We start from the raw sequence: 24,694 nt of genomic DNA on the forward strand, positions 1-24,694 counted from the left end.
ACCTCAATAACATGAAAAAAATTACCCGCTTCCGCAGCTACTTCCTGTCAGCTGCCTTTGCCTTTAGTGCGCTCACTATCACTTCCTGTGACAAAAAGGACAACGAGCCGGCCGGAGAATATGCACGCAATGGTGTCCTGGTTTCCAATGAAGGTGCCATGACCAAATCAAACGCCTCGATGAGCTTCTACAGCCACGATAGTAAAACTGTGGAGAACGAGTCTTTTAAGAAGGTGAATGCTCCGCTTCTGCTCGGCGACGTGTTACAGCATATGGTACAGCATGGCGACAGACTATACCTGGTGATGAACAATAGCGGTAAGGTGGTAGTGACTAATGCCCACACCCTGAAAGCTGAAGGTGAGATCGCCGGTCTGGAAGCTCCCCGCTACTTTACGGCCCTGAACGATGATAAAGGTTATGTAACGGAGTGGCTTGGCTACGACCCGGCTACTTATGAATATGGCAACGGCCGTGTGGCAGTGGTAGATCTCCAAACGTTGACCGTTACCAAAACAATCACTGTAGGCGTGCAACCGGAGCAACTAATCCTGCAGGGTGGAAAGCTCTACGTAGCCAACAGTGGCGGCAATACGGTAACGGTAATCAAAACGGCTACTGACGCGATAGAAACTTCTATCACCGTAAACGACGGCCCGAGCAGCCTGGCACTGGACCGAAACAACATGCTTTGGGTAAGTAGCCGCGGCATCAAGTCTTATGACCCAACCGACTGGTCTGTCAGTGAAGAAAACAGCACCCCCGGCTCCCTCGCCAAGATCAACACAGGCAGCAATTCGGTAGCCGCGACGCTCACCTTCACCAAAAATGCGCCATCTCCAGACAAGCTCACGCCAAATCAGAACGGAGACAAGCTCTACTATGTATTCAACAACAAGGTATGGGTGCAGGATGTCAACACGACCACACTGGCCACTCAACCACTCATCGACCGGGGCACCTATGTGCCATATGGCTTCAATGGCCTGGGTGTGGAACCTGGCAGCGGCACGATTTACGCTGGCAAGGCGACAGACTATGCCTCCAACGGTTGGGTAGTACGCTACAGCCCACAGAGCGGAGCTGCTATAGATTCCTTTAGGGTTGGTATTGCCCCGAACGGCTTTGTATTCAAATAATTAATCCGTTATCCCCAAAAGCACAAATGCCCGGCCCTCTTATTGCGAGAGCCGGGCATTGTGCTTTTATACCTGATCCGAATTACTGATTCGGATTAGGTTTCAGATTTTCATCATAACGTTTCTGCCGGTCACCTTCCTGGTTGTAGGCACTGTCGCCGATGGCGGTACCTTCACGGCCTTCATATATTCCTTCGTGGTTTTCAGTGGTGTCGCCGTATGTTCCGGCTCGGTCTTGCTCCTCCGGATACTCAATTTCGCTCCGCTCCACGTTTGTCTCACCTGGGTCGGTACCTGTGTTACAGGCCGCCATACCTACGCCCATAAGCAAACCAAGTACAGCAGCCGTTGTCTTTATAGATTTCATAGTTTTTTCAGTTAAGATTTTCAAAGTGCCAATCCACATCAGGGTATAGCTCTTTAATGTACGACCAGCCTACAATTAGAGTTAAAAAAAGCTACACAGCTCGTCCGTTTGCCGTATGACATAGTGCACTAAAACATGAAGCTATGATGAACGGGAAAAATAAGTCTGATCAGGAAAAGAGCAGCAAGGAAATGTCTTCGGACAAGAAAAAAGTAGCTACCGACAAGCAAACCCCACCGCCACAGGGTTCAGGAGCGAACAATCCGGGCCACACCAAAGACGATAGCTCTGATGCCGAGGCACAAAAAGGACACGCCTGATGACGCAACAATCAGCCTAACCCTTAACTTTGCGGCTATACCTGGTCTGCCATGAAAAAGAACTTGATGAACCCGGCGCTTAAACGCAAGTTGCTGGTTATCTCCCTGCTGTGCCTGCTCGTAGCCTCTGCCCTGCAGCTCTATACCTTCGGCTTTGCTGATAACTTCTTCAGTAACTGGCTGCGCATGTTTGTGGTACTGTTTGTTTTGGTGGCAGGTACTGTGCTGGCTGTTGTGCCGGGTGCAAATTATATTGTAAACAAGACCTCGCAATTGTTCAGATAAGCACTGCTATACCTCTACAAACGAAAAGCCCGTGATAGCATCACGGGCCTTTTGTTTTAGGGAACAATTGAAACACTTACACCATCACAAGCCATTGCTTCGGGTTATTATTCATGAAATTTATTTCACTGATTTAACCTTTGCTTTTACGCCTAGAAGCATTCAACTATAGATGATAATAATGCAAATATAGTGATATTTAGATTGATTTATATAATAAAATATCGCTTTAATGCATAATTTATTCGATGTTACACCTGTCATTCCCTAAGCCGCTCATTTACAACAATTCCAGACTGAACCCTGCCTGCATAAGAAGTGTTAAGCAGGCAGTAATTGTTTAGAAAGCGCTACTTAATCAGTAGTTTTGCAGTCCGCGCCCTTTGGGGCGTTCTTATTTTAAGAATCCCAAGACTTGAAGAAGCCAACCATACTGCTCATCACGCCGCCGCTCACGCAGCTCAACACACCCTACCCCGCCACTGCCTACATCAAAGGCTTTCTGAAGGGGCAGGGCTATACCGTTACCCAAGCTGACTTTGGCATTGAGTTGGTGCTGCGTATGTTTTCGAGAGGTGGACTAAGCAGAATATTTGAGGCTGTAGAAAAGGGGGATTTTGAGCTGTCGGATAACAGCCGACGCATCCTGCGACTCAGGCGGGAGTACCTGAACACCATTGAGCCGGTCATCCGTTTTCTGCAGAACAAGGACACCACCCTGGCTCAGCAGATCAGCTACAGCCGTTACCTGCCCGAGGCCTCACGCTTCGACCAGGTAGAGGACATTGACTGGGCTTTTGGCAGCATGGGCATCACCGACCGAGCCCGCTACCTGGCCACGCTATACCTGGAGGACTTGGGTGACCTGATCAAAGAAACCATCTGCCCCTATTTCGCCTTCAGCCGCTACGCCGAGAAACTAGCCTTGTCGGCCACTTCCTTTGACCCGTTGGAGGAGTCGCTGCAGACGGAGCCAAACCTGGTAGACCAGCTATTGCTGGAGTTGCTGGAGGAGCGCCTGCAGGAAGTGCAGCCGGATGTGGTGGGCTTCTCTATACCTTTCCCAGGGAACCTGTATGGTGGTTTGAGACTGGCACAGTATATCAAGCAGCAATACCCGCACATCCATACGATGATGGGTGGCGGCTATCCTAATACGGAACTGCGAAGCCTCCGCGAGCCGCGCCTGTTCAAATACATCGACTTTGTAACCCTGGATGACGGCGAAGGTCCTTGGCTGAAGCTGCTGGAATACTTGCGAGGTGAACGCCAGGTTGATTTTCTGCAGCGAACATTCATGCTACAGGATAGCAAGGTAGAGTTCATTAACGGCTGTCTCGACAAAGATATTCCGCATACTGAAGTAGGAACGCCGGACTACAGCGACTTGCCTTTGCAGGATTACCTGTCGGTGATCGACGTGATCAACCCGATGCATCGCCTCTGGAGCGACGGCCGCTGGAATAAGCTCACTGTGGCCCACGGTTGCTATTGGAAGCGCTGCTCTTTTTGCGACATCACGCTCGACTACATTTCCCGCTACGAAACAGCGCCGGCTACATTGCTGGTTGACCGCATCGAGCAGATCATCGCCCAAACTGGCCAGACCGGCTTCCACTTCGTAGACGAAGCCGCACCGCCAGCCGCCCTTCGCGATCTGGCCATCGAGCTGATCCGCCGTGGTGTGAAAATTACCTGGTGGGGCAACATCCGCTTTGAGAAGACATTTACCCCCGACCTCTGCCGATTGTTGGCCGCTTCAGGCTGTATCGCTGTGTCGGGTGGTTTGGAAGTGGCATCTGACCGACTGCTGGACCTGATGAAAAAAGGTGTGAGCATTGCGCAGGTGGCACGTGTAACGGACGGCTTCACACAAGCTGGCATCATGGTGCATGCCTACCTCATGTATGGCTTCCCAACGCAAACCGCCCAGGAAACGATTGACTCGTTGGAAGTGGTGCGGCAGCTTTTCCTGAACGGCGTGATCCAGTCCGGCTACTGGCACCGCTTCAGCATGACGGCGCATAGCCCGGTAGGTAAGCATCCCGAGAAATTTGGTGTGGTGAAAGTTGGTCCTCCGGAAGGTGACTTTGCCAACAACGACCTCTGGCACGATGACCCGCAGGGAACCGACCACGAGCTGTTCGGCCAGGGTTTAGCGAAAGCCATCTACAACTACATGCATGGTGTGGGGCTGGAGGAGCCACTCTCTTTCTGGTTCGATTTCAAAGTGCCGCGCGTCACTACAGACCGCAACCTGATCGCCAAGGCCATACAGGAACCAGCCAAACCGGACAGCGAGCGCAAACTGGCGCGTGTATTCTGGCTCGGCAACGTGCCCGAAATCGACTTTATGATGTATGCCAAGAAAGGCCAGACCATTGAACGTTGTGTGCTTACCTTCTACGAAAAGGCGGAGGACTTCCAGATCAAGACCACAGCCAACATTGGGCAGTGGCTGCTGGAGCAACTCACGCTGCTGACTTCAGAAGATGCCCCGTCTATTTCGCTGAAGCAATTGGAAGAAACCTATCCGCTGGATGCGCACCTGAACTTCTCAGAGTTCCTGGCCTCACCAGTGTGGTTTGAGTTGCGTGAGAAAGGGTTGCTGTTGCTGTAGCAACTGGAACAATATTAAAAAAGGGAGAGGCACCTAAACTACACCTCTCCCCTTTTTTTGTTTGTTACTATTACTTGTTATCAGAAGTAGGAGGAGTATACTCCAGCCCGAACCTCTTCGCATATTCGCTCAGAGGCTCCATACCTATCGTCGCACGGCGCTTATCCACATTCGCTTCATCTTCTATCGGGTAAAACTCGGGCTTATTGGTTTCAGGGTTATTCTTTAATTGGCTGCCGTAGAGCTGTGGCTGGTTGTTGTACATGCGCACCCTGTCCTCTGTAAGTGCCAGGCTACTTTTCTGCAACTCCCCTTTCTCTGCCGCTTCCCGCATCATGGGCAGGTATTTCTCCATTAGCTCCTTTTGATCCTGGCCTATATGTTGTATCACTGCCCAGGCCGCCTGACTAGCCGCCCCTCCTACCATGCTTTTCTTGGGCCAGCCGTGCTCTTCAATAATCGCTATTATCTGCTCCAGGTTTTCCTTGTCAGCAGCCCACATTTTACGAATCAGTTCTTGAAACTGCTCTGACTGCGGCCCGTGCTCCTGCTGCACTTTCCCGATCATGCGTCTGTATTTCTGGTCATCTTCATAGATTTGCTCCAGCTGTGCCTTCAAGGGTTTATTGTAGTTGGCTTCTGCCTTATCCACATTCGCCTGCAGCTGCTGCACCAGCTTTTCCCAGCGCTTGTCGCTGTGAAGACTGTTCAGGTCGCTGTCCTGTTTCAGGTGACTGATGTTGAGATAGCCTTTGTCGATGGCTTTGCCAAGGTGCGCAAAGGCCTTGTCTTTGTCTCCTGCCAAGGCCCAGGAACAGGCAGCATTGTAGTGATCTGCGGTACTCCCCTTCCCATTTTTTAACACCTGATCGTATACTTGTCCGGAGCCTTTATAGTCTTTGGCATCATACTTTGCATTAGCCTCAGCAGCAGATTGTGCCCACGTAACAGTGCTTATGCTACCAGCCAGCAGCAGGGAAAGGAAGAGCGTTTTCATAGATTTTCTGGTTTGTTTACTATTCAATCTACACAAATTTCATAATATATATACCTTATCAGATACTTTATTCTGCTGCAACAGCTTTAACGTAAAGGCAAACCGATGACAGATGTGCAAAAAAGATGAAGCCACACAAACAGCTGTTCGTGCGGCTTCACAGAAAGGAGGGTGATACATTTAGTTATTCATGTAGCTTTCCCGCACAGCCTTGAACTCAGAACCTGCCTTCCATTGTGGCCACTCCGATGAGCCCGCCAAACGGTGACCTACCTGGTAAAGCAGTTTCAGATCCTCTACCACCCCATCCATTTTATAATCCGGATGCACCTGGTCGGCTGCTTTGTGGTAATAGTTGGCGTAGTACTCGTCAAGTTTCTTCTTGCCCAGTTCTTTACCACCATTCACCAGGTCCACTCCAGGCCCGATAAACAGCGCTGGTATACCTATTTTGGCAAAATTGAAGTGATCGGAGCGGTAATACAGGCCTGCCTCCGGATTCTCTTCCGGCGCGATGTAACGACCAGCCGCTTCAGCCTCCGCTGTGATATAGTCCTCGAGCTCGGACTGGCCCATCCCGTACAGTACCACGTCTTTTGTCTTACCATAAGGGTTCATCATGTCCATGTTGATGTTAGCCACCGTCTTCTCTTTCGGGAATACCGGGTTTTCAGCATAGTAGGCTGAGCCCCAAAGTCCCTGCTCCTCCGCCGTCACGGCCAGGAACACGACGGTGCGCTCCGGCTGCGTCGGCTGATTCTTAAATGCCTTGGCAATCTCGAGCAGGCCGGCCACACCACTGGCGTTATCCACAGCACCGTTGTAGATACTATCGCCTGTCGCATCGGCCTTGCCTATACCCAAGTGGTCCCAGTGGCCGGTATAGATGATCGTCTCGTCAGGGCGGGTGCTGCCGGTGATCTTGGCGATGAAGTTAGATGTCTTATCGTAGCGGGTCTTCACTTTTAGCGAAGTGCTCGCCTGCAGGTTTAGCGGGAAAGGTTTGTTGCCTGGCTTAGACGCTCTGCTAAGTACAGACTTATAATCCATACCTGCAGCGGCGAAGAGTTTCTCAGCTACGGGGGTAGTGATCCATCCTTCCATGGCGCACTTGTAGGTTTCGCTGCCACGGCTGTCAAGATACATTTTGGAAGTGTTCCAGTTATTCTGCACTACCTGGAAGCCGTAGCCTGCCGGCTCCGTGTCGTGGATGATCAAGACTCCTTTTGCCCCCTGTCGGGCTGCCTCTTCAAATTTGTAAGTCCAGCGACCGTAGTAAGTCATAGCTTTGCCTTTGAATACGGCCAGGTCCTGGGTATAAAAACCCGGGTCATTCACCAACATCACCACAATCTTATCTTTCACATCCAGACCGGCATAGTCGTTCCAGTTGTACTCCGGCGCCACAACGCCAAAGCCCACAAACACCATATCTGTTGGGTCGATGTTGATGGATTCGTCGGTGCGTTTGGTCCAGATCACATAGTCATTACGACCTTCCAGCTTCAGCTCCTGCTGCTTGCCTTTGATGGTCATGTTTGAACTAGCCGTCGTATTCACCTCCACCATTGGTACCTCCTGGAAATAGCTGCCGTCATTGCCCGGCTCTACTCCAAGCGCCTTAAACTCCCGCTCCAGATAATCCAGTGTTTTCTGCTCGCCCGAAGTGAACGGCTTGCGGCCCTCCATATCATCGGCAGCAAGGGCAGTCAGGTATTGCTCGTAGCTTTCTGTTGTAAGTGCGGCCACGGTTTCGGCACCGGCTTCTCCAGTTTCAGGACTGGAAGACTGGCAGGCTGTGAACGCTCCGGCCAGTAATACCGGCAGGAACAGGGGTCTGATTCTTTTTATCATAGTGAAATAAGGTTGCTTTAATTAGCTGAGGCTACTGAGGTATAGCCGCTACAGAAGTGTTAAAGTACATAAAGCTGTTCAGGAAAAAAAGTAGCGAGTGCTTCAAGACCATTTGCAGCGTAGCTGGCTGGCAGCTTCCTCTTGAAACTGAGGTCAGGTATAGCCCCGGTCATTGGTACAGACACTCGCGGGTCTGGAAAACACAGCGGGATCAGGCCCAGCACAGGTTTTCTTAAAACAAAAAGCACCCACAGCTTTATGCCGTGAGTGCTTTTATACTTTCTAGCTTCTCAACTTTCTGACTTATCAGTCTCGCTTTGTCTTGAGCAACTGGCGTAGCTCAGCCAGCTCGTCGCGGTACTTGGCAGCTTGCAGGAAGTCCAGGTCTTTGGCGGCGGCTTCCATCTGCTTCTCGGTTTTCTTAATCAGTTTCTCGAGTTCGTCGCGCTTCATCATCTGAATCACCGGTTCTGCCGCAAGCGATACCTCCTCCGGACCAGCATACATCTTCACCTCTTTCTTCTTAGCGTCGGCTACAGATGTCTGCTCAAATATCTCGTCCTTGGTCTTGAGAACGGTACGCGGTGTAATGCCATGTTCCAAATTATAAGCCATCTGCGTTTCACGGCGGCGGTTGGTCTCCTCAATGGCCCGTTGCATAGACCCTGTAATGCGATCGGCATACATGATTACCCGGCCCCGCTCGTTACGGGCGGCACGACCCATCGTTTGGATCAACGAACGCTGGTCACGCAGGAAGCCTTCTTTATCAGCGTCGAGAATAGCCACTAAGCTCACTTCCGGCAAGTCAAGTCCCTCACGTAAGAGGTTCACACCTACCAGCACATCGATCTCCCCGAGTCGCAGTTCGCGCAGAATTTCCACACGGTCCAAGGTTTTTACTTCAGAGTGCAGGTACTTCACCTTGATGTTGAGGCGGTCCATATACTTGGTCAGTTCTTCCGACATACGCTTAGTCAGCGTCGTCACCAGTACGCGCTCTTTGCGCTTGATGCGCTCGTCCACTTCGTCCAGCAAGTCATCGACCTGGTTCGCACTTGGCCGTATCTCAATCTCCGGATCAAGCAGACCAGTCGGACGGATGATCTGCTCTACGATCACGCCCTCTGATTTCTGTATCTCGTAATCGCCCGGTGTGGCACTTACAAATACCACTTGGTGCATCAAACTCTCAAACTCGTTGAAAGTGAGTGGACGGTTATCCATGGCGGCTGGTAAGCGGAAGCCATACTCTACCAGCGCTACCTTGCGGGAGCGGTCGCCGCCCCACATGGCGCGTACCTGTGGTATCGTTACGTGACTCTCATCGATCACCATCAGGAAATCGTCGGGGAAGTAATCGAGCAAACAGAACGGACGCGCACCCGGCGAACGGCGGTCAAAGTAGCGGGAGTAATTTTCTATACCTGAACAGTAGCCCAGTTCGCGAATCATCTCCAAGTCAAACTCGGTGCGCTCCTTGATGCGCTTCGCCTCAACCGGACGGTCTTCTTTCAGGAAGTATTCGTGCTGCGCCACCATGTCGTACTGTATTTCATGTATAGCCTGCTGCAGCGTGTCCTTGCCTGTCACGAAGAGGTTGGCAGGGTATAAAGTAATGGCTTTCTCGTCAGCTATCTTCTTTCCTGATTCCGGATCGATGCGATGGATCTGCTCCAACTCATCGCCGAAGAAATAGAGGCGGTAGGCGAAGTCAGCATAGGCGGGGAAGATGTCTACGGTATCGCCCTTCACGCGGAATGTTCCACGTGTGAACTCGGCCTCAGTACGGCTATAAAGAATCTGTACAAAGGTATAGAGCAGGTTGTTACGGCTGTAGCGCTGACCCGGTGCCAGGTAAATCACGTTCTTGCCAAACTCCTCCGGGTTACCGATGCCATAGATACACGACACCGACGCTACCACGATCACATCGCGGCGGCCGGAGAGCAGCGCAGAGGTGGTATGCAAACGCAGCTTCTCGATTTCTTCATTGATTTGCAGGTCCTTTTCGATGAACACATCCGAAGAAGCGATATAGGCTTCCGGCTGGTAGTAATCGTAGTACGAGATAAAGTACTCTACTGCGTTATCCGGAAAAAATTGCTTGAACTCGCCGTACAGCTGCGCAGCCAAAGTCTTGTTATGACAGAGCACCAGTGTTGGCCTGCCGGTATTTTTGATCACGTTGGCCATGGTAAAGGTCTTACCCGTACCCGTGGCACCCAGCAGCACCTGCGCAGGCTCCCCTTTGTTAACGCCTTCTGTGAGTTGGGCAATCGCTTTTGGCTGATCGCCGGTTGGTTGAAATTCTGATGTTAGCTTAAAATCCATTCGTTGGTTTTACAACTTGTAAAGATATACTATAACATGAAAAATGGGCTGTAAGTTTAGCTTTTGTCAATATAATAGCAGGCAGAACAGGAATTCTCCGAAAACAAAAAACCTGCTCTGAGAGCAGGCTTTTGCATGTTTAACTATTCCTAACAATTAATATAAATTAGGCACTGTAAAAACTGTTCTATTCATCTGAGCAAACCTGCTTTACCCGCACCGGCGGGAACATCATGTAGACTGCAGTGCAAAGCGGTCCGTACTCAGTGTTGCGCTCAAGAGATAAGTAGACTACTTTACCGGAGTGCCTTAGGTCTTCGGGCAGATTGTCGGTGGTGACAAAGCCGCTCTGCAATTGTCCAATGTACTGGTTGCTGCGCTGTTCGCCTGTACCGTCGGCATCCATGATCTGGAGCACGTACCAGCCGGCTTCGCAGTCAGGTCCTACCACCTCTACCTGCAGGCAGGCCGGAACTGCCTCTTCCTGGTCAGCACAGCTTACAAGCAGCAGCGCCAGCAGCAGGTATAGCACAATGATGGACAGGACACTCTTCATAGTTTTATGTTGTACTAATGGTGCTTGGTGAGCAGGGCTACCCAACACGGGCACTGGTTGCCAGACTGTTAAATGATTAGTCTTCTTCATTTGCCAGCATCTATGCCCTGTGTTAGGAGCCCCTTTATCTGTATAAATAGTAAGTATCTGTAAATATGGCACTTGGATCAGATCCGTAATAGATTCCCTCCAGTACCAGCAACCTTTGATCGCGGTGCATGACTCTGAACCGGGCCGACCATCCAAAGTTACTCAGCACAAACGAGTTTGGCTGCGAGTAGTCCGCTTTGAAACTATCGCGGTACACACTGTTAGAACTCTGCATGCTCGCCCGCTGCAGGTAAGCACTGTCAGGCTTAAACTCAAAGTAATCATTCGCGGTGCCTGTGTACATCACTGAGGTGCAAGTACCGCCGCGACACAGTTTGTTATTCACGCGCTCAATCCGCCACTTACCCTGCACGGACTCGCGCAGTCCGTTCTCCTTTGTAACCGGTTGCATGTCTTCATCTGATTTTGCGCAGCCTGTCGCCAGCCCTAACAGGATAGTGGCCATGGCCGCAAGCCCCCATATTTTTTTCATAGCGTGGAAAGGCGCTGGTTTAGAAGCCGCCTAAAAAGGAATTGTCTTGAAATGCACAGCCCGAGAGCAGCACAGAAAGAAATAAGAGCGCCAGCAATACATACCACCCAGATATATTTTCGCGGCCGGCGGCCACCAGGGCCAACAGTGTTTGAAGAACGGATCTCATGAACAGCATCATTTGCATAGCGCTTTTATTTAAATCAACCAATCACTCTACACTTACATGATTCCCATTGGAGCCGAAGGGTTGCAAGGCTTCAAAAAAAAAATCAGAAATTATTTTCGCGAGCTGTTCAACTGGTAGTTCAGGCTCATGTTCATACCGATCGCATAGGGTCTGCCCTGCGGCGCGGCGGCTTTGTCAGGATCGGCCACCAGGGTGCTGAAGTAGTGACGCACCTCCGGCCCGAGTGCCAGTGTCAGGTTTGGCGTGATGCGCTTGCCCACACCCACAGATGCATTGCCGGAGAACTGTACGTTGCGGAAAGGTGATTCGCTGTCGTTGGCAGCGTAGCTGACCGACTGCACGTCCTGGTTAGAAGCCGTCACGCTGGACTCCAGCAGGAAGTTGGCAGCCGCACCTGCAGCTACATACATAAACCAGTCTTTATTGATATCCTGCTCGTACTGCAAGCCCAGTGGCACTGTCAGGTGGCGGTACTTGTACTCGGTAGCATATGCATCCCCTGTACGGGCCACACTCACTGAGTCAGAAGAGAAGCCGTCGTTCAGCGAAGACACAAAGAAAGTAGACGGACTGAGTTCGTAGCGCTCGTTAGAGCGGGGCTTCACCCAGAACTGACGTACGATGTAGTTCGACTTCGAACGCGTCCTGCTCTCGCTATACCCTATACCTGTCAGCAGCTTCAGTTTCTCTTTCAGTTTGAAGCCGGCTTTGGCCTCTACCGCATAAGAGTAAGCCGGTTGCGTGCTCTCCTCAAACTCTTCACGTGCAGCCGTCATGTTCTGGAAAGACTCCTGTGAAGCATTTACACTTGGCCCAGACGCAGCGATGCTGAGCATGTTCCTGTTGTTGGAGCCTGGCATGGCTAGTGGATCCGGCAGGCCGATGTTCTGTTCAAAAACTGATGGGGCATAGGCCAGGTTCAGGCTCCAGCGGCTGCTTGACTTGGTTACTGCATCAGCCGATTTTGATTGCTGAGCAGCAAGTGCTCCCTGCGCCACCTCGGCTGTATGTTGGCGGCTGGCCTGGTGTGCCTCACTCATTTCTGCGAAGGACTTCGGCTTGGCTACCATCGACTGGTTACCTAATGGAAATGGCTGACCTGCAGCTGCTGTGTTGTTACCGAACGTGATCGTCACGCTCTCCCAGGTAATGATTTGGGTATAGCGGTTGCCAGGCGCAAAAAGACTGCCTTGTGTAGCGCCAGAGTTACTGCCCGGGAAACCTCCTGACACATAGCCTCTGCTACGGCCCGGCATTGGCGTATAGCCCAGGTATGGACTGTAGCCCGGCGCCACATTGAAGTAGTCGCCGGCCTGTGGTTCGTTGCTCAGTTCGGAGGTTTCCGCAGTAACCGGCTGTTTGCCCTGGCGCATTCCAGCTGCACTTGCCGCGCTATTGGCCTGTGCTGTTTCTTCAACAGGAGTGTAGGCCATGGCAGAAGCCTCTTCTTGCTGTGCGGCATAGGCGCTCATGGCCTCCTCTACGGTTACAGGAGCATTAGCGGGCTTGGCTGCAGGCAGGGCGGCTATACCTGGCTGCACGCCTCCCTGGTTCATGCTGCCGTTGTAGTAGTAGGCCAACAGCGCACCTGTGACAGCAAACAGCACAAAACAGGCTGCGGCAAGCTGCCGGTAGAACAGGACACGCTTCTTATAATCTTTGTTTTCCTGCACTGTCAGGTCGTGGTCTATACGGGCCCAAAGGTCCGGTGCAGGCCTGGCCTCCGCATCGAAAAGGCGACGCTGGAACTCATCTTCCAGAGTGTTTCGCTTATGGTTATTGGCTGATGACATGCTCTTGATATGTTTTATCCTGGCGCTCGAGCATACCTTGCAGTATAGCCCGCGCACGTGAATACTGTGACTTAGATGTACCTTCGGAAATGCCGAGCATCTCCCCTATTTCTTTGTGATTGTAACCCTCGATGGCGTACAGGTTGAACACCATGCGGTAGCGTGGAGCGAGGCTTTGGATCATGCCGAGCAGTTCGTCCATGGAGTAACCCGTCAGGTTGACGTCCTCCGATGCGATATTGCCCGCTTCTTCCGTTTCATGTGAAACGGTCATGAGCGACTTCTGCCGCAGCTGTTTCAGGGCTGTGTTGATCATGATGCGACGCACCCAAAATTCCAGCGGACAGTCCCGCTTAAAATTCTGAATGTTGGCAAACACTTTCACAAAGCCTTCCTGCATCATATCCTCTGCCTCAAAGCTAGTCGGGGCGTATCGCATACATACCGCCATCATCTTGCGGGAATAAAGGTCATAGAGCAGTCGCTGCATATCCCGCTTGCCGGCAATGCATCCCTCTATGAGTTTCTCCTCTTCTGATTTAGGTTTTGTAAAAAGCTTCAAACGCCTCTTCTTTTAGCTTCACTCCTATGATTCCCATAGCGAGGCAATGGTTGCAAGCACAAAAAAATATTTTTTCACCTCTGGTTGGTAGTATTAAAGCGCACCAAGAACAATTGCATGGTAAATATATTAAAATTAATTATTCCAACAACAGTAAAACAGTGTATAAACAGCGAAGGCCTCTCCGATAGGGAAAGGCCTTCGCCGGGTTTGTTTAAGGTGAGAGAAGGTTTAAAGCAGTGTTAAAAACAAAAGTTTGTAGAGCATGATGGAAACAAGCGCAGCGATCAGCATCCAGGTATAACCGATGATCTGGTAAGCACCGGTAGCCCCTTCGCCTTCCTGGCTCAACACTTCGTACGCTTGCAGACGGGCCTGCCCAAGGATATTTTTGGACACCAACTGGTAGGCAGCATGTATACCCAGTACCACCAATACTACATCATCCAGGAAGCCAAATACCGGCACCAGGTCAGGAATCAGATCGATGGGTGAAATTGCATAGCCGATGACCAAGGCCAAAAGAAGCGGCACATACCATCTCACCTCCGGGTGACGGGCAGACAGGTATAGGGCGTATATCTCCGCATTCATCTCATGCGCTTTCTGGCGAAGGTAGGTCAACTGCATCATGGGTGTAAGAGTAAGGGAGTGATTTAATTCTCCTTACGCAGCAGCCCCACCAGAAAGTTTCATAATAACATAAAATAAACGCAATATTTTATTCGGACTTTTCGTTCGCCCAGATTTTCCAGGCGGCATCGGCCTGTGCGTAGAGCATGGGCAGGCCATTGATCGTATGCGCCCCAGCCAAGCGCCCATTTTGCAGGAACCGGGTTTCCTCCGGATTATATACCAAGTCGTAGAGATAATGACCAGGCATCAGTGCCTCGTAAGGTATAGCTGGAGCACTGCTTATATCAGGGGCCATACCCAGCGGTGTCGTATTGATAATCAGCGTATAAGCCTTCAGTACCTCCGGTGTTACGGCATCGTAGTGCAGCTGCTTTTCAGTAGGGTTACGGGAGACGGAGGTATAAGGTATAGCCAGTGCATCCAGGGCAGCCCATACTGCCTTCGCAGCACCGCCCGTTCCGAGTACCAAAGCGTTGGCGCCTTCACCGGCCGGATAGAACTGCCGCAGCGTATCCCGAAAACCAATGAAGTCGGTGTTGAAGCCTTTTGTTCTGCCTCCCTCTATTTTGATGGTGTTCACGGCCCCTATACGGGCAGCACTTTCATCCAGTTCGTGCAGGTATGGGATAACGGCTTCTTTATAAGGCACCGTTACATTCAGACCAACCAAAGCAGACTCACCTGCCAGCAGATCAGGAAATGCTGTGATGTCAGGCAGTTCATACAATTCGTAAGCCGCATCGGCTATACCTTCCTGCTCAAATTTTGAGGTGAAGTAGCGCTTCGAGAATGAGTGCCCGAGCTTCTTGCCAATGAGTCCGAACCTGCGCATGATTATACCCTTTCCACTGTGTTGGGGTCGTCTGTGAGGCGGTCGATCAGGTATACCAGCAGGAAGCCGAAGATAGCTAAGCCAATAGCGTATAGCAGATAAGATGGCTCACCGGTTAGCTGCTCAAAGGCACCTGGCGAAATGTTCTCTTGCACCAGCGGCTTTACCACACCGTGACGATCAGTGTACGTTTCCACGGTCTCTTTCCAGGGCCATACCTTGTTAAGCGAACCCACCATAAAACCCGTCAGCAGTGCCACCGTGGTATTGTAATGGTTCTTGAGCATCCAGTTGAGCACATGCGAGAAAGCCAACAAGCCTGTCACGCAGCCTACCGCAAACACCGCGATAATGTCCAGTTTCAGCTCCTTGAGGGCGTTCATCATAAACTCATACTTCGCCATAAGCAGCAGCAGGAAGCTCCCCGAAAGGCCAGGCAAGATCATGGCGCAAATGGCAATAGCCCCAGACAGCAGGATGAACCAGTAAGCCTCCGGCGTTTGCATGGGCACTGCTATGGTCACCCAGTAGGCAATAGCCACACCCGCTATACCTGCCAGCAGCACGATGGGTCGCCACTTGGTTATTTTCTTACCCACTACCACCGTAGAGGCTACAATCAGACCGAAGAAGAAAGCCCACAGCAATATAGTGTGATTCTCAAGCAGGTAAACTACCAGCCTGGAAAGGGAGGCGATCGAAAACAGGATACCTCCTACCAGCACTACCAGAAAGGTCCCGTTGATGTGTCGCCAAAACCCCATGAGGTCGAAGCGGGACAGCAGGCGCAGCGCCTCTCCGTTGACAGAGCGAATAGAGTCCAGCAGTTCTTCGTAAATGCCCGTGATGAAGGCGATCGTACCGCCGGACACGCCCGGCACCACATCGGCTGCCCCCATGCCCATCCCTTTCGAAAACAGTAGCAGGTACTCTTTTAAAGATCGTCGTCTCATGCTTTTAAAATCTGGATTTAGCTAAGCACAAAAAAATTGCCCGTCGGGCTGACCGATGGGCAATTTTCTTTTATCTGTTATGTATTAAGCGTCTATGATTGGCTGTCCGTTGTTGATGAAGTGGTTGAACGTATCACCACGCAATCCCAGACGGATCGTCTCAAGCGGAATTACCTCATTTGGTGCAATGTTCCCCAGGTTCACGTTGGCACCCAGCAGCTTGATGAACCACACCTGCTGTGCTTTCTGCGGGGCCTCCCACAGAATTTTCTCAAACGGGACCTGCGTCAGAATCTCTTCTACCAGACCGCTGCGCACCTCGCCTGTAGAGCGGAACAAACCTACGTTACCACCCTCACGGGCCTCACCAATTACTTTCCAGGCACCAGCCTCCAGTTCGGCTTTCATCAGTCTGATCCACATATAAGGAGGAATGATCTTCTCAGCGTCCTTGGAGCCAACCTCTGACAAGACAGTTACCTGCTCTGCCAGGGTCTGGATGTAACCACACTTCTTCTCGTGGTTCATTTCAATTGAGCCATCGGATACTTCGGCGAAAGTCATGTTGTACTTATCCAGCACGCGACGATAATCATCGAACTGATTGCGGGCGATAAAAGCCTCGAACAAAGTGCCGCCAAAGTATACAGGTATACCGGCTGCGCGGTACACGTCAAGTTTCTTCTGCAGGTTAGGCACCACATACGAAGTGGCCCAGCCCAGTTTTACAATGTCTACGTACTCCCCTGCTACTTCCAGGAAATCCTCTACTTCACGTATACTCAGGCCTTTGTCCATTGCCATGGTGAAACCACGGTCACGGGGTTTCACTTCACGCTCTGGCAGGCCATTTAAAATATAGTTGCTGTTCATTACTTGCGGTATTGGTCAATTAATCGGGATAATGCGCGCTGCGACTCCAGCTCAGGGAAGAACTCAAACAACAGCTTATGTTTATCGAAGTCCAAAATTAACGCATTTTCCAAATAATTGTATGCTTCGCGGTATTTTCCTGCCGAAAGCATATAGGCGCAAGCCCTATAATACAGCTCAGCCTCGTCAGGCTGCAATTCTATCGCATTCAGAATAATTTCGGTCGCCTCCTCAAAGTTTCCCTGCTCATAGAGGATGATTGACCAGTTGAGGTAAATGTCTTTATCCTCGGGTTGGATTTCGGCTGCGCGGGCATAACTCTCCAGTGCCGATACCACATGACCTACATGATATTCTGCTGAGGCCAAGGCTACCCAGTAGTCCACACTGTCGTCATAAAGCGTGACAGCCTTCTTAAAGAAGTGCACCGATTCGTACCACTTTCCCTGCGCGTCCAGCACTACGCCTATCCCAAACCAGGCTTCGTCCATTTCCGGATCCAGATCGATGGCTTTCTGGTAGTAACGGCGCGACAGGTCCCACTGCTGCATCTTCTCGTAGCACTCACCTATGTTGCAGAACACCTCCGCCGAAGGCGACCCATGCTCCAGCATCCCATTAAAGGCCTCAATGGCTTTGGTATACTCGCCTATAAACACATAGGCATTGGCCATGTTGTTGTAAGCCGTAATGAAGTCAGGCTTGATGATGGTGGCATAATCGTAGGCGGCAATGGCTTTTTCGTAAGACCCCAGCTTGTTGTACACATTGCCCAGGTTGAACCAGGCCACATACGAGTAGGGGTCTTTATCGATAAAGGCCTGGAAGAATGGAAGTTCTTCGCGCATGGTTCCTGTAATCTCCATGCAGTAGATGATCTCCTGCATGGCGGCCTCATTTTCCACGTTCAGCTCAATGCACTTTTTATAGTACTTAACAGCCGAGCTGAACTTGCCCCAACTCTGATAGGTCAGGCCAATATTGAAGTATATATCGTCGCGGTCCTCAGCAAAGGCCAGCGCTTTTTTGAAATGGTCTACGGCATCGCGGTACTCGCCGCGCTGCGTGAATATGATGCCCCGGGTCAGGAGCACGTCAGGGTTCTGCGGCTCCACCTCGGCTACCTGGTCGATGAGCACCATGGCGTCATCGAAGTTGCCGGACATTGCCAGCAATTGCGCCTTGTCTATTTGAAGCCCGGTCGAAAAAGGATATTGTGCTATAGCAGAATCACAGGCCAGCAGCGCTTTCTTATAATCAAAGTTGGCGGTATAGTGGTCTATGATATATTCAAAATCGGTCAGGTCAAAAAAAACGGTCTCGTTAGTCCCCAGCATCTGCTCGAACCGAATAATCAGTTCAGAATCCTCGCTGTGCTCGTCAAAATTCTCTTTCATCTCCTATATCCCACAAACTGCTAAAAAGGCAGCTCTTGTCTTTTAACTACATTTATAAACTGCAAATAGTTTAGTTTGCGCGGGTCAGTTCCGGACCTCTCTGATTCTGTGCTATTTGCAGCAAAACCTGGCACGTCCAGGCGATGGATTCGCTCAGTGGCCTGAATTCCATACCCGTTGTTTTCCGAACTTTCTGATTGTCAAACAGGTGGCTCTTAGCAGTTACGCGTGCCGTGTCTTTGGTGATCAGTGGCCGGCCTCCTGTAAGCCAGGCACGGACATGTTCCAGCCGCCACACCACTTCGGCCAGCGCCGGAGAAACTCTCATGGAGGGGGCTTTTTTGCCGAAACATCGTGCAGCCTCCGCAAAGAACTCTTTGTAAGTGAGCTGTCCTGTATTCAGTATAAACCGTTCGCCGGAAACATCCGAGAATGTCAGCCGCATCATAGCTTCCACCACATCGCGCACATCCACAAAGTTGGCGCTGCCCGGGGTATAGAAAGGTCGCTGCTGGTATACATACTTGAAGAGGCGGGTGCTACTGCGGTTCCAGTCGGCTGGCCCCAGTACGACGGAGGGGTTCACGATCACGGCCTGCAGACCTTCCGCTATACCTCGCCATACTTCCAGCTCGCCATAGTGCTTCGACTCGGCGTAAGCTGATTGCTTCTCACCGGCATCCCACTTACTGGTTTCATTCAGCAGGGTCGTTTCCTTGCTGCGGCCAATAGCCGCGATCGAGCTCACATGGCATAGCTTGATCTCCTCCTCTGCATCCAGACAGGCATCTACTATGTTAGCGGTACCTTCCACATTCACCTGTTGCAACAGCTCGGCATCCTGTGGGGCGTAAGACACTAATCCGGCGCTATGAAACACGTAGCTTACTCCTTTCAATGCTTTCCGGAGCAAGGCAATATCCAGTATATCGCCCTCCACCCAATCTACCTGGTCGGCCTGCGCGACAGCCGGCACCTGCCCCCTGTACAGCGCACGCACACGGTGGCCCTGCGCAACGAGTGCCGGTATAAGATAGCTGCCAATCAGGCCACTGCCGCCTGTCACGAAAACCATCGACATGGGTATAGGGGAAGTTAAGGGATTATAATTTACTGTTGAGTAGCGGAAGCTCCAGGGCTTTCACTAGGTACTTTGAGCAAAGCACTTTTTGCAGGTTGGCAACGTGCTTCGGGCTATGCGCATCAGAACCCAGAAAGTCAACCAGGCCGGCATCAATAAGTTTTTCAATGACTATTTTGGCACCCGGCGAGTAATAGCCGGTGAGGGAATTCAGGTTCGGCTGCAACAGCACACCCTGTTCACGCAGTCGTACCAGGTCGTCGAACTTGCCATAAAAATAGGTATAGCGCTCGGGGTGGGCCAACACCGGTTTATAACCCAGTGACTGCATCCGGAAGATGGCCTCGCGCAGGTTGAGCGGCTCGTTCAGGAAAGAGGTCTCGAACAGCAGGTAATTGTCGCCAAACGTGAGCAGCTCCTCGTTGTCCTCCAACTTCTGCAGCAGCGCCTCGTCTAGGTAGTGCTCGGCGGCGCAGGCCAGTTCCATCTCAATGCCTTCGGCCGTTACGGCATCCTGCAGCACTTTCAGCTGTGTGCGTATGATCTCGGGCGTGTTGCGGTAGAAATCGCTCATGATATGGGGCGTCATGATCAGCTTGCGGTAGCCTAGCTCCTGCATGCCGCGCACCAGCTCCAGCGACTGCTCCACCGTGGCGGCGCCGTCGTCTATACCTGGCAGTATATGGGAGTGCATGTCCACGCCGAGCACACCCAGCGACTCAACCTGTACTTCTTCCTTGCCAAACAGATTCTGGAAAAACTTTATCATTTGCTCAATTCAACCGTATGTACACGGCACAAAACACAAACGTTGCCAAACACGGCAACGCAACATCAAAATAACGCAAATATTATACGCTATCAAAATAAACGCAGCGCGTTTGGGTTTATTAAAAGAAGATCACGCTTAACGCACAAAATCCTGATGGGCTTACGCTACTTGAGTTGCTCCAGGCTAAAGACACAACCTCTGTTCTGACATCGGTTAATTCAAACTAAAACCCCGAATTTGCCAATCAGGCTTATTTGTTTAGTTTTGTAAACCCTTTATTCAAATTTCAGTTTAATACACGCGACTTTAATACAAAAAACTTAAATGGAATTTAACTATACAGAAAACCAGCGCATGATTGCCGACATGATCCGTGACTTCGGCGCCAAAAACATCAAACCGAAAATGATGGAATGGGACGAGAGTCAGGAGTTCCCGGTGGAGGTGTTCAAGCAGCTGGGTGAACTGGGCCTGATGGGCGTGCTGGTTCCAACCGAATACGGTGGCTCCGGCTTTGGCTACCTGGAATATGTGACCGCTATTGCGGAGCTTTCTAAAATTGACGGTTCTATCGGCCTGTCCATGGCGGCGCACAACTCGCTTTGCACCGGCCATATTCTGCAGTTCGGTAACGAAGCCCAGAAAAAGCAATACCTCCCCAAATTAGCCACTGCTGAGTGGATCGGCGCCTGGGGCCTGACAGAGCCTAATACCGGTTCTGACGCTGGCAACATGCGCACCGTAGCAGTACAGGACGGCGACTACTATGTAATCAACGGTGCGAAAAACTTCATCACGCACGGCAAAACTGGTAATGTAGCTGTTGTGATTGTGCGTACAGGCGAAGTAGGTGACTCCCATGGCATGACTGCTTTTATCATTGAGAAAGGCACGCCGGGCTTTAGCGCTGGTCGCAAAGAAGACAAACTGGGTATGCGCGCCTCTGAGACCACAGAGCTGATCTTCGAAGACTGCCGTGTGCATAAAGACCAGATTCTGGGCAACGTGGGAGAAGGCTTCATTCAGGCGATGAAAGTATTGGACGGTGGCCGCATCTCGATTGCAGCGCTTTCGCTAGGTATAGCGCAGGGTGCTTTTGAGGCAGCACTGGCTTACTCACAGGAACGTCAGCAGTTCAACAAGTCAATTTCCAGCTTCCAGGGCATCGCTTTCAAGCTGGCTGACATGGCTACCGAGATTGAAGCAGCGGCTCTCCTCACTTACCAGGCAGCCGACATGAAAAACCGCGGCCTGAACGTGAACAAGGAGTCTGCCATGGCAAAACTATACGCCTCTGAGGTATCGGTAAGAGTGGCAAATGAAGGCGTGCAGATCTTTGGCGGCTATGGCTTCACGAAAGACTACCCGGCAGAGAAGTACTACCGCGATGCCAAGCTTTGCACCATCGGTGAGGGAACCAGCGAGATTCAAAAGCTTGTTATCTCCAGAGCTATCCTGAAATAAAAGGCTATCTTTGCCCACGCAAAATAGTGCCTGCAGGCTGTTTTGGCTGTGCAGGCACCTTTTTTTCAGTGGGTTGCGTAAATATTTTGCTCAACCTATTGATTTTTAAGATAAACATTGATTAAATTTGCAACCCTAAATATCAGAAGAAGCGAGCAAAAATATGATTATTGTAAACGTAAAAGATAACGAGTCTGTGGACCGTGCCTTGAAGAGATTCAAGAAGAAATTCGAGAGAACTGGTGTTCTGAAAGAACTGAGAGCGAGAACGTTCTTCGAAAAACCATCTGTTTCTAAGAGAAAGCAAAAAGAAAGAGCGAAGTACAAGCAGCAGCTTTTCGCTAACGAAAACTACTAGTCTTTCTTTAAAGATATTTTATTTTTCCATACCTTGGTATAAATGACAGACACATCTGTTATACCAAGGTATGGAATTATTTTTTAAGTACCTCGAGTACGAAAAGCGGTACAGTCCGCACACCCTTACTTCTTATCACACTGATCTGGGGCAGTTCGCGCAGTACCTGCAGGACACCTACCAGATTACTGATCCCGCCGAGGCAGACCATACCATCATACGGTCCTGGATACTCACGCTCGTGCACAAAAACCTGGAGGCCCGTTCCGTCAACCGCAAAATTGCCTGCCTCCGCTCCTACTATAAATTCCTGTTAGGTCAGCAGCGCATCAGCGCCAACCCGATGCTGCGCATCAAAGCCCCTAAAGTTTCGAAGAAGCTGCCTGCCTTTGTACCGGAGGAGCCCTTTAACCACTTTCTGGACAGCTTTACCTTTGAAGACACTTTTGAAGGACAGCGTGACCGCCTGATACTGGAGTTCCTGTATGGCACTGGTATGCGACTCGCTGAACTTATAGGTATAGGCCATGAAGACGTAGACCTGCACGCCAAAACAGTACGTGTCCTGGGCAAGGGAAACAAGGTGCGCATCATTCCTTTGAACGATACCTTGGTGGCCGCCATCAGGCAGTATTTAGAGCACAAGAAAAGCCTGTTTGGCAATAACAATTCGGAAAGGCTGCTCGTTACTAATAAAGAACGTCCACTGTATCCGAAGTTCGTTTATCGTGTCGCTAAAAAGTACATCAGCTTGGTCACCACCTCCGAACATAACAGCCCGCATGTGCTGCGACACTCCTTCGCTACTCACCTGCTAAACAATGGCGCAGACCTGAATGCCATCAAAGACCTGCTGGGACACGCCAGCCTGGCCGCTACGCAGGTATACACACACAATTCGATAGAGAAGCTGAAATCGATTTTCGAGAAGGCTCATCCAAAAGCATAAAGTTTAACCATAAAATGTTACGATTATGAAGCTACAGATGCATTCAATCCACTTCGAGGCTGACAGACAGCTGACCGATTTCATCCAGCAGAAAGTAGACAAACTGGAAACATTCTACGACCGCATTGTAGAAGGCGAGGTGTTTCTTAAACATAACAACAACGACGGAACAAACAATAAAACAGTAGAGATCAAGTTATTCGTACCCGGCTCCACCCTATTCTCAAAAGAAGATGCCTCATCTTTTGAAGCAGCCGCCGATGCAGCTGTTGAGGCAATGCGCAGACAACTGAAAAAATTCAAGGAGAAGCAAATGGCACATCATTAAGCCATTCTGATAACCGCTATACCTACCACAGGTATAAAGCAAAAGGCCTGCTGATCGCTCAGCAGGCCTTTTGCTTTATTAGGGTAAGGCTGGTTATAAACCGAACTCTCCTTTGATCTTATCTACATAATCGAGTTTTTCCCACGTGAATGTGTCAAACTCTTTTACTTCCTTCTGGCCGTTCACTAAAACCTCTACCGTTTTCTTACCCGGTGTTCTACCCATATGGCCATAGGCGGCCGTCTCAGAGAAGATTGGGTTCTGCAAACCGAAGCGTTGTATAATCGCGTAAGGGCGCATATCGAACAGTTTGTTCACCTTTTCAGCAATCTCTCCGTCGCTCATCACATTACCGCTGGCGTCTTTTACTTTGGTAGAGCCATAAGTAGTTACATACAGACCAACCGGCTTGGCAACGCCGATAGCGTAAGCTACCTGCACCAGGGCCTGATCCGCTACACCCGCAGCCACCAGGTTTTTGGCGATATGGCGTGCCGCATAGGCCGCAGAACGGTCTACCTTAGAAGAATCCTTGCCAGAGAAAGCACCACCACCGTGTGCACCTTTGCCACCGTAGGTGTCAACGATGATCTTACGGCCAGTCAAACCAGTGTCGCCGTGCGGGCCGCCGATCACAAACTTGCCGGTTGGGTTGATGTGGTAGGTGATCTCGTTGTTGAACAGCTTCTGAATGCGTTCTGGCAATTGCTTCAGTACGCGCGGAATCAGAATGCTGTCTACATCAGCCTTAATCTGAGCTACCATCTGCTTTTCAGCAGCCAGCTTGGCTTCATTGCTGTCTGTTTCCGGAAGCACAAATTCATCGTGCTGCGTTGAAATCACGATCGTATCGATCTTCTCAGGCAAGTGGTTGTCACTGTAACGGATAGTCACCTGCGACTTGGCATCCGGCCGCAGGTATGTCATCTCCTTACCTTCTTTGCGAATAGCAGACAACTCCTGCAGCAGCAGGTGTGATATGCTCAGCGCCAAAGGCATGTAGTTGTCCGTTTCGCTTGTGGCATAACCGAACATCATCCCCTGGTCACCTGCACCCTGATCCTCTGGGTTTGTGCGCTCCACTCCCTGGTTGATATCCGGAGACTGTTCGTGTATAGCCGAAATAACACCACAGGCGTCGGCATCGAACATATATTCTGATTTGGTATAGCCGATTCGCTTAATCACATTACGGGCAACCTTCTGCACATCTACGTATGCTTCTGTTTTTACTTCGCCGCTCAGCACAACAAGGCCTGTCGTTACCAGCGTCTCGCAAGCCACTTTAGACTGTGGATCCTGCTTCAAAAATTCATCTAGGAGGGCATCAGAAATCTGATCCGCTACTTTATCCGGGTGTCCTTCTGATACAGACTCGGAGGTGAATAAATATGGCATTTCAATAGTGGGTTTAGGTACAAAGTATAAACCAACTGCCGGTAACGACAGCG

25 protein-coding genes are annotated in these 24,694 nt (G+C 50.7%); 8 read left to right on the plus strand and 17 right to left on the minus strand.

The features are described 5' to 3' along the window. Window positions 1-11 precede the first annotated feature (11 nt). Complete coding sequence (locus BW972_RS02780) at window positions 12-1,139, plus strand: DUF5074 domain-containing protein (protein WP_076420914.1); 1,128 nt, start codon at window positions 12-14, stop codon at window positions 1,137-1,139. Between the two features lie 82 nt (window positions 1,140-1,221). Here BW972_RS02780 and BW972_RS02785 read toward each other — a convergent pair whose 3' ends face one another. Beyond that, on the minus strand, window positions 1,222-1,506 hold the full coding sequence (locus BW972_RS02785) for a hypothetical protein (RefSeq protein WP_143731817.1): 285 nt from the start codon (window positions 1,504-1,506) through the stop codon (window positions 1,222-1,224). A 143-nt stretch (window positions 1,507-1,649) separates the two neighbouring features. On the opposite strand from BW972_RS02785, the gene BW972_RS19815 reads away from it, so the two are divergent. The 3 genes from BW972_RS19815 to BW972_RS02795 all read left to right on the plus strand — a co-directional run bounded on the left by BW972_RS19815 (window position 1,650) and on the right by BW972_RS02795 (window position 4,731). Continuing rightward, window positions 1,650-1,826: a hypothetical protein gene (locus BW972_RS19815; RefSeq protein ID WP_159439839.1), complete on the plus strand. Its 177-nt coding sequence runs from the start codon at window positions 1,650-1,652 to the stop codon at window positions 1,824-1,826. A 51-nt stretch (window positions 1,827-1,877) separates the two neighbouring features. Continuing rightward, window positions 1,878-2,111, plus strand: coding sequence for a DUF2798 domain-containing protein (locus tag BW972_RS02790; protein ID WP_007653476.1), 234 nt, complete (start codon window positions 1,878-1,880; stop codon window positions 2,109-2,111). Between the two features lie 415 nt (window positions 2,112-2,526). Further along, window positions 2,527-4,731 (plus strand): B12-binding domain-containing radical SAM protein, encoded by a 2,205-nt coding sequence (locus BW972_RS02795; protein WP_076420916.1) that lies wholly within the window; start codon window positions 2,527-2,529, stop codon window positions 4,729-4,731. A 70-nt stretch (window positions 4,732-4,801) separates the two neighbouring features. Here BW972_RS02795 and BW972_RS02800 read toward each other — a convergent pair whose 3' ends face one another. From BW972_RS02800 to BW972_RS02865, 15 genes are all read right to left on the minus strand, one after another. Continuing rightward, window positions 4,802-5,728 carry a DUF6624 domain-containing protein gene (locus BW972_RS02800; RefSeq protein WP_076420918.1) on the minus strand — a complete coding sequence of 309 codons (927 nt, stop codon included), beginning with the start codon at window positions 5,726-5,728 and terminating at the stop codon, window positions 4,802-4,804. Window positions 5,729-5,908: 180 nt separating this feature from the next. Then, window positions 5,909-7,582 (minus strand): M28 family metallopeptidase, encoded by a 1,674-nt coding sequence (locus BW972_RS02805; RefSeq protein ID WP_076420920.1) that lies wholly within the window; start codon window positions 7,580-7,582, stop codon window positions 5,909-5,911. A 306-nt stretch (window positions 7,583-7,888) separates the two neighbouring features. Continuing rightward, window positions 7,889-9,916: an excinuclease ABC subunit UvrB gene (gene uvrB / locus BW972_RS02810; protein WP_076420922.1), complete on the minus strand. Its 2,028-nt coding sequence runs from the start codon at window positions 9,914-9,916 to the stop codon at window positions 7,889-7,891. A gap of 187 nt (window positions 9,917-10,103) precedes the next feature. Then, complete coding sequence (locus tag BW972_RS02815) at window positions 10,104-10,472, minus strand: hypothetical protein (protein WP_076420924.1); 369 nt, start codon at window positions 10,470-10,472, stop codon at window positions 10,104-10,106. A 124-nt stretch (window positions 10,473-10,596) separates the two neighbouring features. Continuing rightward, window positions 10,597-11,055 (minus strand): hypothetical protein, encoded by a 459-nt coding sequence (locus tag BW972_RS02820; RefSeq protein ID WP_007653485.1) that lies wholly within the window; start codon window positions 11,053-11,055, stop codon window positions 10,597-10,599. Window positions 11,056-11,074: 19 nt separating this feature from the next. Then, entirely contained in the window at window positions 11,075-11,242 is a 168-nt protein-coding gene (locus BW972_RS19820) for a hypothetical protein (protein WP_155800492.1), read from the minus strand. Window positions 11,243-11,334: 92 nt separating this feature from the next. After that, window positions 11,335-13,038: an outer membrane beta-barrel protein gene (locus BW972_RS02825; RefSeq protein ID WP_076420926.1), complete on the minus strand. Its 1,704-nt coding sequence runs from the start codon at window positions 13,036-13,038 to the stop codon at window positions 11,335-11,337. Continuing rightward, window positions 13,022-13,600, minus strand: a complete 579-nt coding sequence (locus BW972_RS02830) for an RNA polymerase sigma factor (protein ID WP_007653489.1) — start codon at window positions 13,598-13,600, stop codon at window positions 13,022-13,024. Before BW972_RS02830 ends, BW972_RS02825 begins: the two co-directional genes overlap by 17 nt. Window positions 13,601-13,831: 231 nt before the next feature. Then, window positions 13,832-14,233, minus strand: coding sequence for a YkvA family protein (locus BW972_RS02835; RefSeq protein ID WP_076420928.1), 402 nt, complete (start codon window positions 14,231-14,233; stop codon window positions 13,832-13,834). A gap of 88 nt (window positions 14,234-14,321) precedes the next feature. After that, window positions 14,322-15,068, minus strand: coding sequence for a shikimate dehydrogenase family protein (locus BW972_RS02840; protein ID WP_076420930.1), 747 nt, complete (start codon window positions 15,066-15,068; stop codon window positions 14,322-14,324). A 2-nt stretch (window positions 15,069-15,070) separates the two neighbouring features. Continuing rightward, window positions 15,071-16,021 (minus strand): polyprenyl-phosphate transporter, encoded by a 951-nt coding sequence (locus BW972_RS02845; protein WP_040573598.1) that lies wholly within the window; start codon window positions 16,019-16,021, stop codon window positions 15,071-15,073. 84 nt (window positions 16,022-16,105) lie between these two features. Next, complete coding sequence (locus tag BW972_RS02850; protein WP_007653495.1) at window positions 16,106-16,894, minus strand: phosphosulfolactate synthase; 789 nt, start codon at window positions 16,892-16,894, stop codon at window positions 16,106-16,108. Beyond that, window positions 16,894-18,291, minus strand: a complete 1,398-nt coding sequence (locus tag BW972_RS02855) for a tetratricopeptide repeat protein (RefSeq protein WP_076420932.1) — start codon at window positions 18,289-18,291, stop codon at window positions 16,894-16,896. Before BW972_RS02855 ends, BW972_RS02850 begins: the two co-directional genes overlap by 1 nt. Before the next feature lie 70 nt (window positions 18,292-18,361). Then, window positions 18,362-19,372, minus strand: coding sequence for an NAD-dependent epimerase/dehydratase family protein (locus BW972_RS02860; RefSeq protein WP_143731819.1), 1,011 nt, complete (start codon window positions 19,370-19,372; stop codon window positions 18,362-18,364). 22 nt (window positions 19,373-19,394) lie between these two features. Then, complete coding sequence (locus BW972_RS02865) at window positions 19,395-20,141, minus strand: tyrosine-protein phosphatase (protein ID WP_076420933.1); 747 nt, start codon at window positions 20,139-20,141, stop codon at window positions 19,395-19,397. A 327-nt stretch (window positions 20,142-20,468) separates the two neighbouring features. On the opposite strand from BW972_RS02865, the gene BW972_RS02870 reads away from it, so the two are divergent. The 4 genes from BW972_RS02870 (at window position 20,469) to hpf (ending at window position 23,243) form a co-directional block, all read left to right on the plus strand. Next, window positions 20,469-21,608 carry an acyl-CoA dehydrogenase family protein gene (locus BW972_RS02870; protein WP_007653499.1) on the plus strand — a complete coding sequence of 380 codons (1,140 nt, stop codon included), beginning with the start codon at window positions 20,469-20,471 and terminating at the stop codon, window positions 21,606-21,608. Window positions 21,609-21,771: 163 nt separating this feature from the next. Then, window positions 21,772-21,966 (plus strand): 30S ribosomal protein S21, encoded by a 195-nt coding sequence (rpsU, locus tag BW972_RS02875; RefSeq protein WP_007653500.1) that lies wholly within the window; start codon window positions 21,772-21,774, stop codon window positions 21,964-21,966. Window positions 21,967-22,036: 70 nt separating this feature from the next. Next, the gene (locus tag BW972_RS02880; protein WP_007653501.1) at window positions 22,037-22,915 is read left to right on the plus strand and encodes a tyrosine-type recombinase/integrase; all 879 of its coding nucleotides are present in this window, start codon (window positions 22,037-22,039) and stop codon (window positions 22,913-22,915) included. 25 nt (window positions 22,916-22,940) lie between these two features. After that, on the plus strand, window positions 22,941-23,243 hold the full coding sequence (gene hpf, locus BW972_RS02885; RefSeq protein WP_007653503.1) for a ribosome hibernation-promoting factor, HPF/YfiA family: 303 nt from the start codon (window positions 22,941-22,943) through the stop codon (window positions 23,241-23,243). Between the two features lie 93 nt (window positions 23,244-23,336). On the opposite strand, the gene metK is transcribed toward hpf, so the two are convergent. Next, on the minus strand, window positions 23,337-24,641 hold the full coding sequence (gene metK / locus BW972_RS02890) for a methionine adenosyltransferase (RefSeq protein ID WP_076420935.1): 1,305 nt from the start codon (window positions 24,639-24,641) through the stop codon (window positions 23,337-23,339). Between the last annotated feature and the right edge of the window lie 53 nt (window positions 24,642-24,694).

The organism is Pontibacter lucknowensis, assembly GCF_900156415.1.
Classification (GTDB): Bacteria; Bacteroidota; Bacteroidia; order Cytophagales; family Hymenobacteraceae; genus Pontibacter; species Pontibacter lucknowensis.

Excerpts from the sequence above, each read along its gene's own strand:
- BW972_RS02840 (WP_076420930.1), bottom strand. The coding sequence starts at position 15,068 with ATGCGCAGGTTCGGACTCATTGGCAAGAAGCTCGGGCACTCATTCTCG.
- BW972_RS02825 (WP_076420926.1), bottom strand. The coding sequence starts at position 13,038 with ATGTCATCAGCCAATAACCATAAGCGAAACACTCTGGAAGATGAGTTC.
- BW972_RS02880 (WP_007653501.1), top strand. The coding sequence starts at position 22,037 with ATGGAATTATTTTTTAAGTACCTCGAGTACGAAAAGCGGTACAGTCCG.
- BW972_RS02870 (WP_007653499.1), top strand. The coding sequence starts at position 20,469 with ATGGAATTTAACTATACAGAAAACCAGCGCATGATTGCCGACATGATC.
- BW972_RS02860 (WP_143731819.1), bottom strand. The coding sequence starts at position 19,372 with ATGTCGATGGTTTTCGTGACAGGCGGCAGTGGCCTGATTGGCAGCTAT.
- rpsU (WP_007653500.1), top strand. The coding sequence starts at position 21,772 with ATGATTATTGTAAACGTAAAAGATAACGAGTCTGTGGACCGTGCCTTG.
- BW972_RS02805 (WP_076420920.1), bottom strand. The coding sequence starts at position 7,582 with ATGATAAAAAGAATCAGACCCCTGTTCCTGCCGGTATTACTGGCCGGA.
- metK (WP_076420935.1), bottom strand. The coding sequence starts at position 24,641 with ATGCCATATTTATTCACCTCCGAGTCTGTATCAGAAGGACACCCGGAT.
- BW972_RS02820 (WP_007653485.1), bottom strand. The coding sequence starts at position 11,055 with ATGAAAAAAATATGGGGGCTTGCGGCCATGGCCACTATCCTGTTAGGG.
- BW972_RS02835 (WP_076420928.1), bottom strand. The coding sequence starts at position 14,233 with ATGATGCAGTTGACCTACCTTCGCCAGAAAGCGCATGAGATGAATGCG.
- uvrB (WP_076420922.1), bottom strand. The coding sequence starts at position 9,916 with ATGGATTTTAAGCTAACATCAGAATTTCAACCAACCGGCGATCAGCCA.
- BW972_RS02865 (WP_076420933.1), bottom strand. The coding sequence starts at position 20,141 with ATGATAAAGTTTTTCCAGAATCTGTTTGGCAAGGAAGAAGTACAGGTT.
- BW972_RS02845 (WP_040573598.1), bottom strand. The coding sequence starts at position 16,021 with ATGAGACGACGATCTTTAAAAGAGTACCTGCTACTGTTTTCGAAAGGG.
- BW972_RS02790 (WP_007653476.1), top strand. The coding sequence starts at position 1,878 with ATGAAAAAGAACTTGATGAACCCGGCGCTTAAACGCAAGTTGCTGGTT.
- BW972_RS02815 (WP_076420924.1), bottom strand. The coding sequence starts at position 10,472 with ATGAAGAGTGTCCTGTCCATCATTGTGCTATACCTGCTGCTGGCGCTG.
- hpf (WP_007653503.1), top strand. The coding sequence starts at position 22,941 with ATGAAGCTACAGATGCATTCAATCCACTTCGAGGCTGACAGACAGCTG.
- BW972_RS02785 (WP_143731817.1), bottom strand. The coding sequence starts at position 1,506 with ATGAAATCTATAAAGACAACGGCTGCTGTACTTGGTTTGCTTATGGGC.
- BW972_RS19815 (WP_159439839.1), top strand. The coding sequence starts at position 1,650 with ATGATGAACGGGAAAAATAAGTCTGATCAGGAAAAGAGCAGCAAGGAA.
- BW972_RS02780 (WP_076420914.1), top strand. The coding sequence starts at position 12 with ATGAAAAAAATTACCCGCTTCCGCAGCTACTTCCTGTCAGCTGCCTTT.
- BW972_RS02800 (WP_076420918.1), bottom strand. The coding sequence starts at position 5,728 with ATGAAAACGCTCTTCCTTTCCCTGCTGCTGGCTGGTAGCATAAGCACT.
- BW972_RS19820 (WP_155800492.1), bottom strand. The coding sequence starts at position 11,242 with ATGCAAATGATGCTGTTCATGAGATCCGTTCTTCAAACACTGTTGGCC.
- BW972_RS02850 (WP_007653495.1), bottom strand. The coding sequence starts at position 16,894 with ATGAACAGCAACTATATTTTAAATGGCCTGCCAGAGCGTGAAGTGAAA.
- BW972_RS02855 (WP_076420932.1), bottom strand. The coding sequence starts at position 18,291 with ATGAAAGAGAATTTTGACGAGCACAGCGAGGATTCTGAACTGATTATT.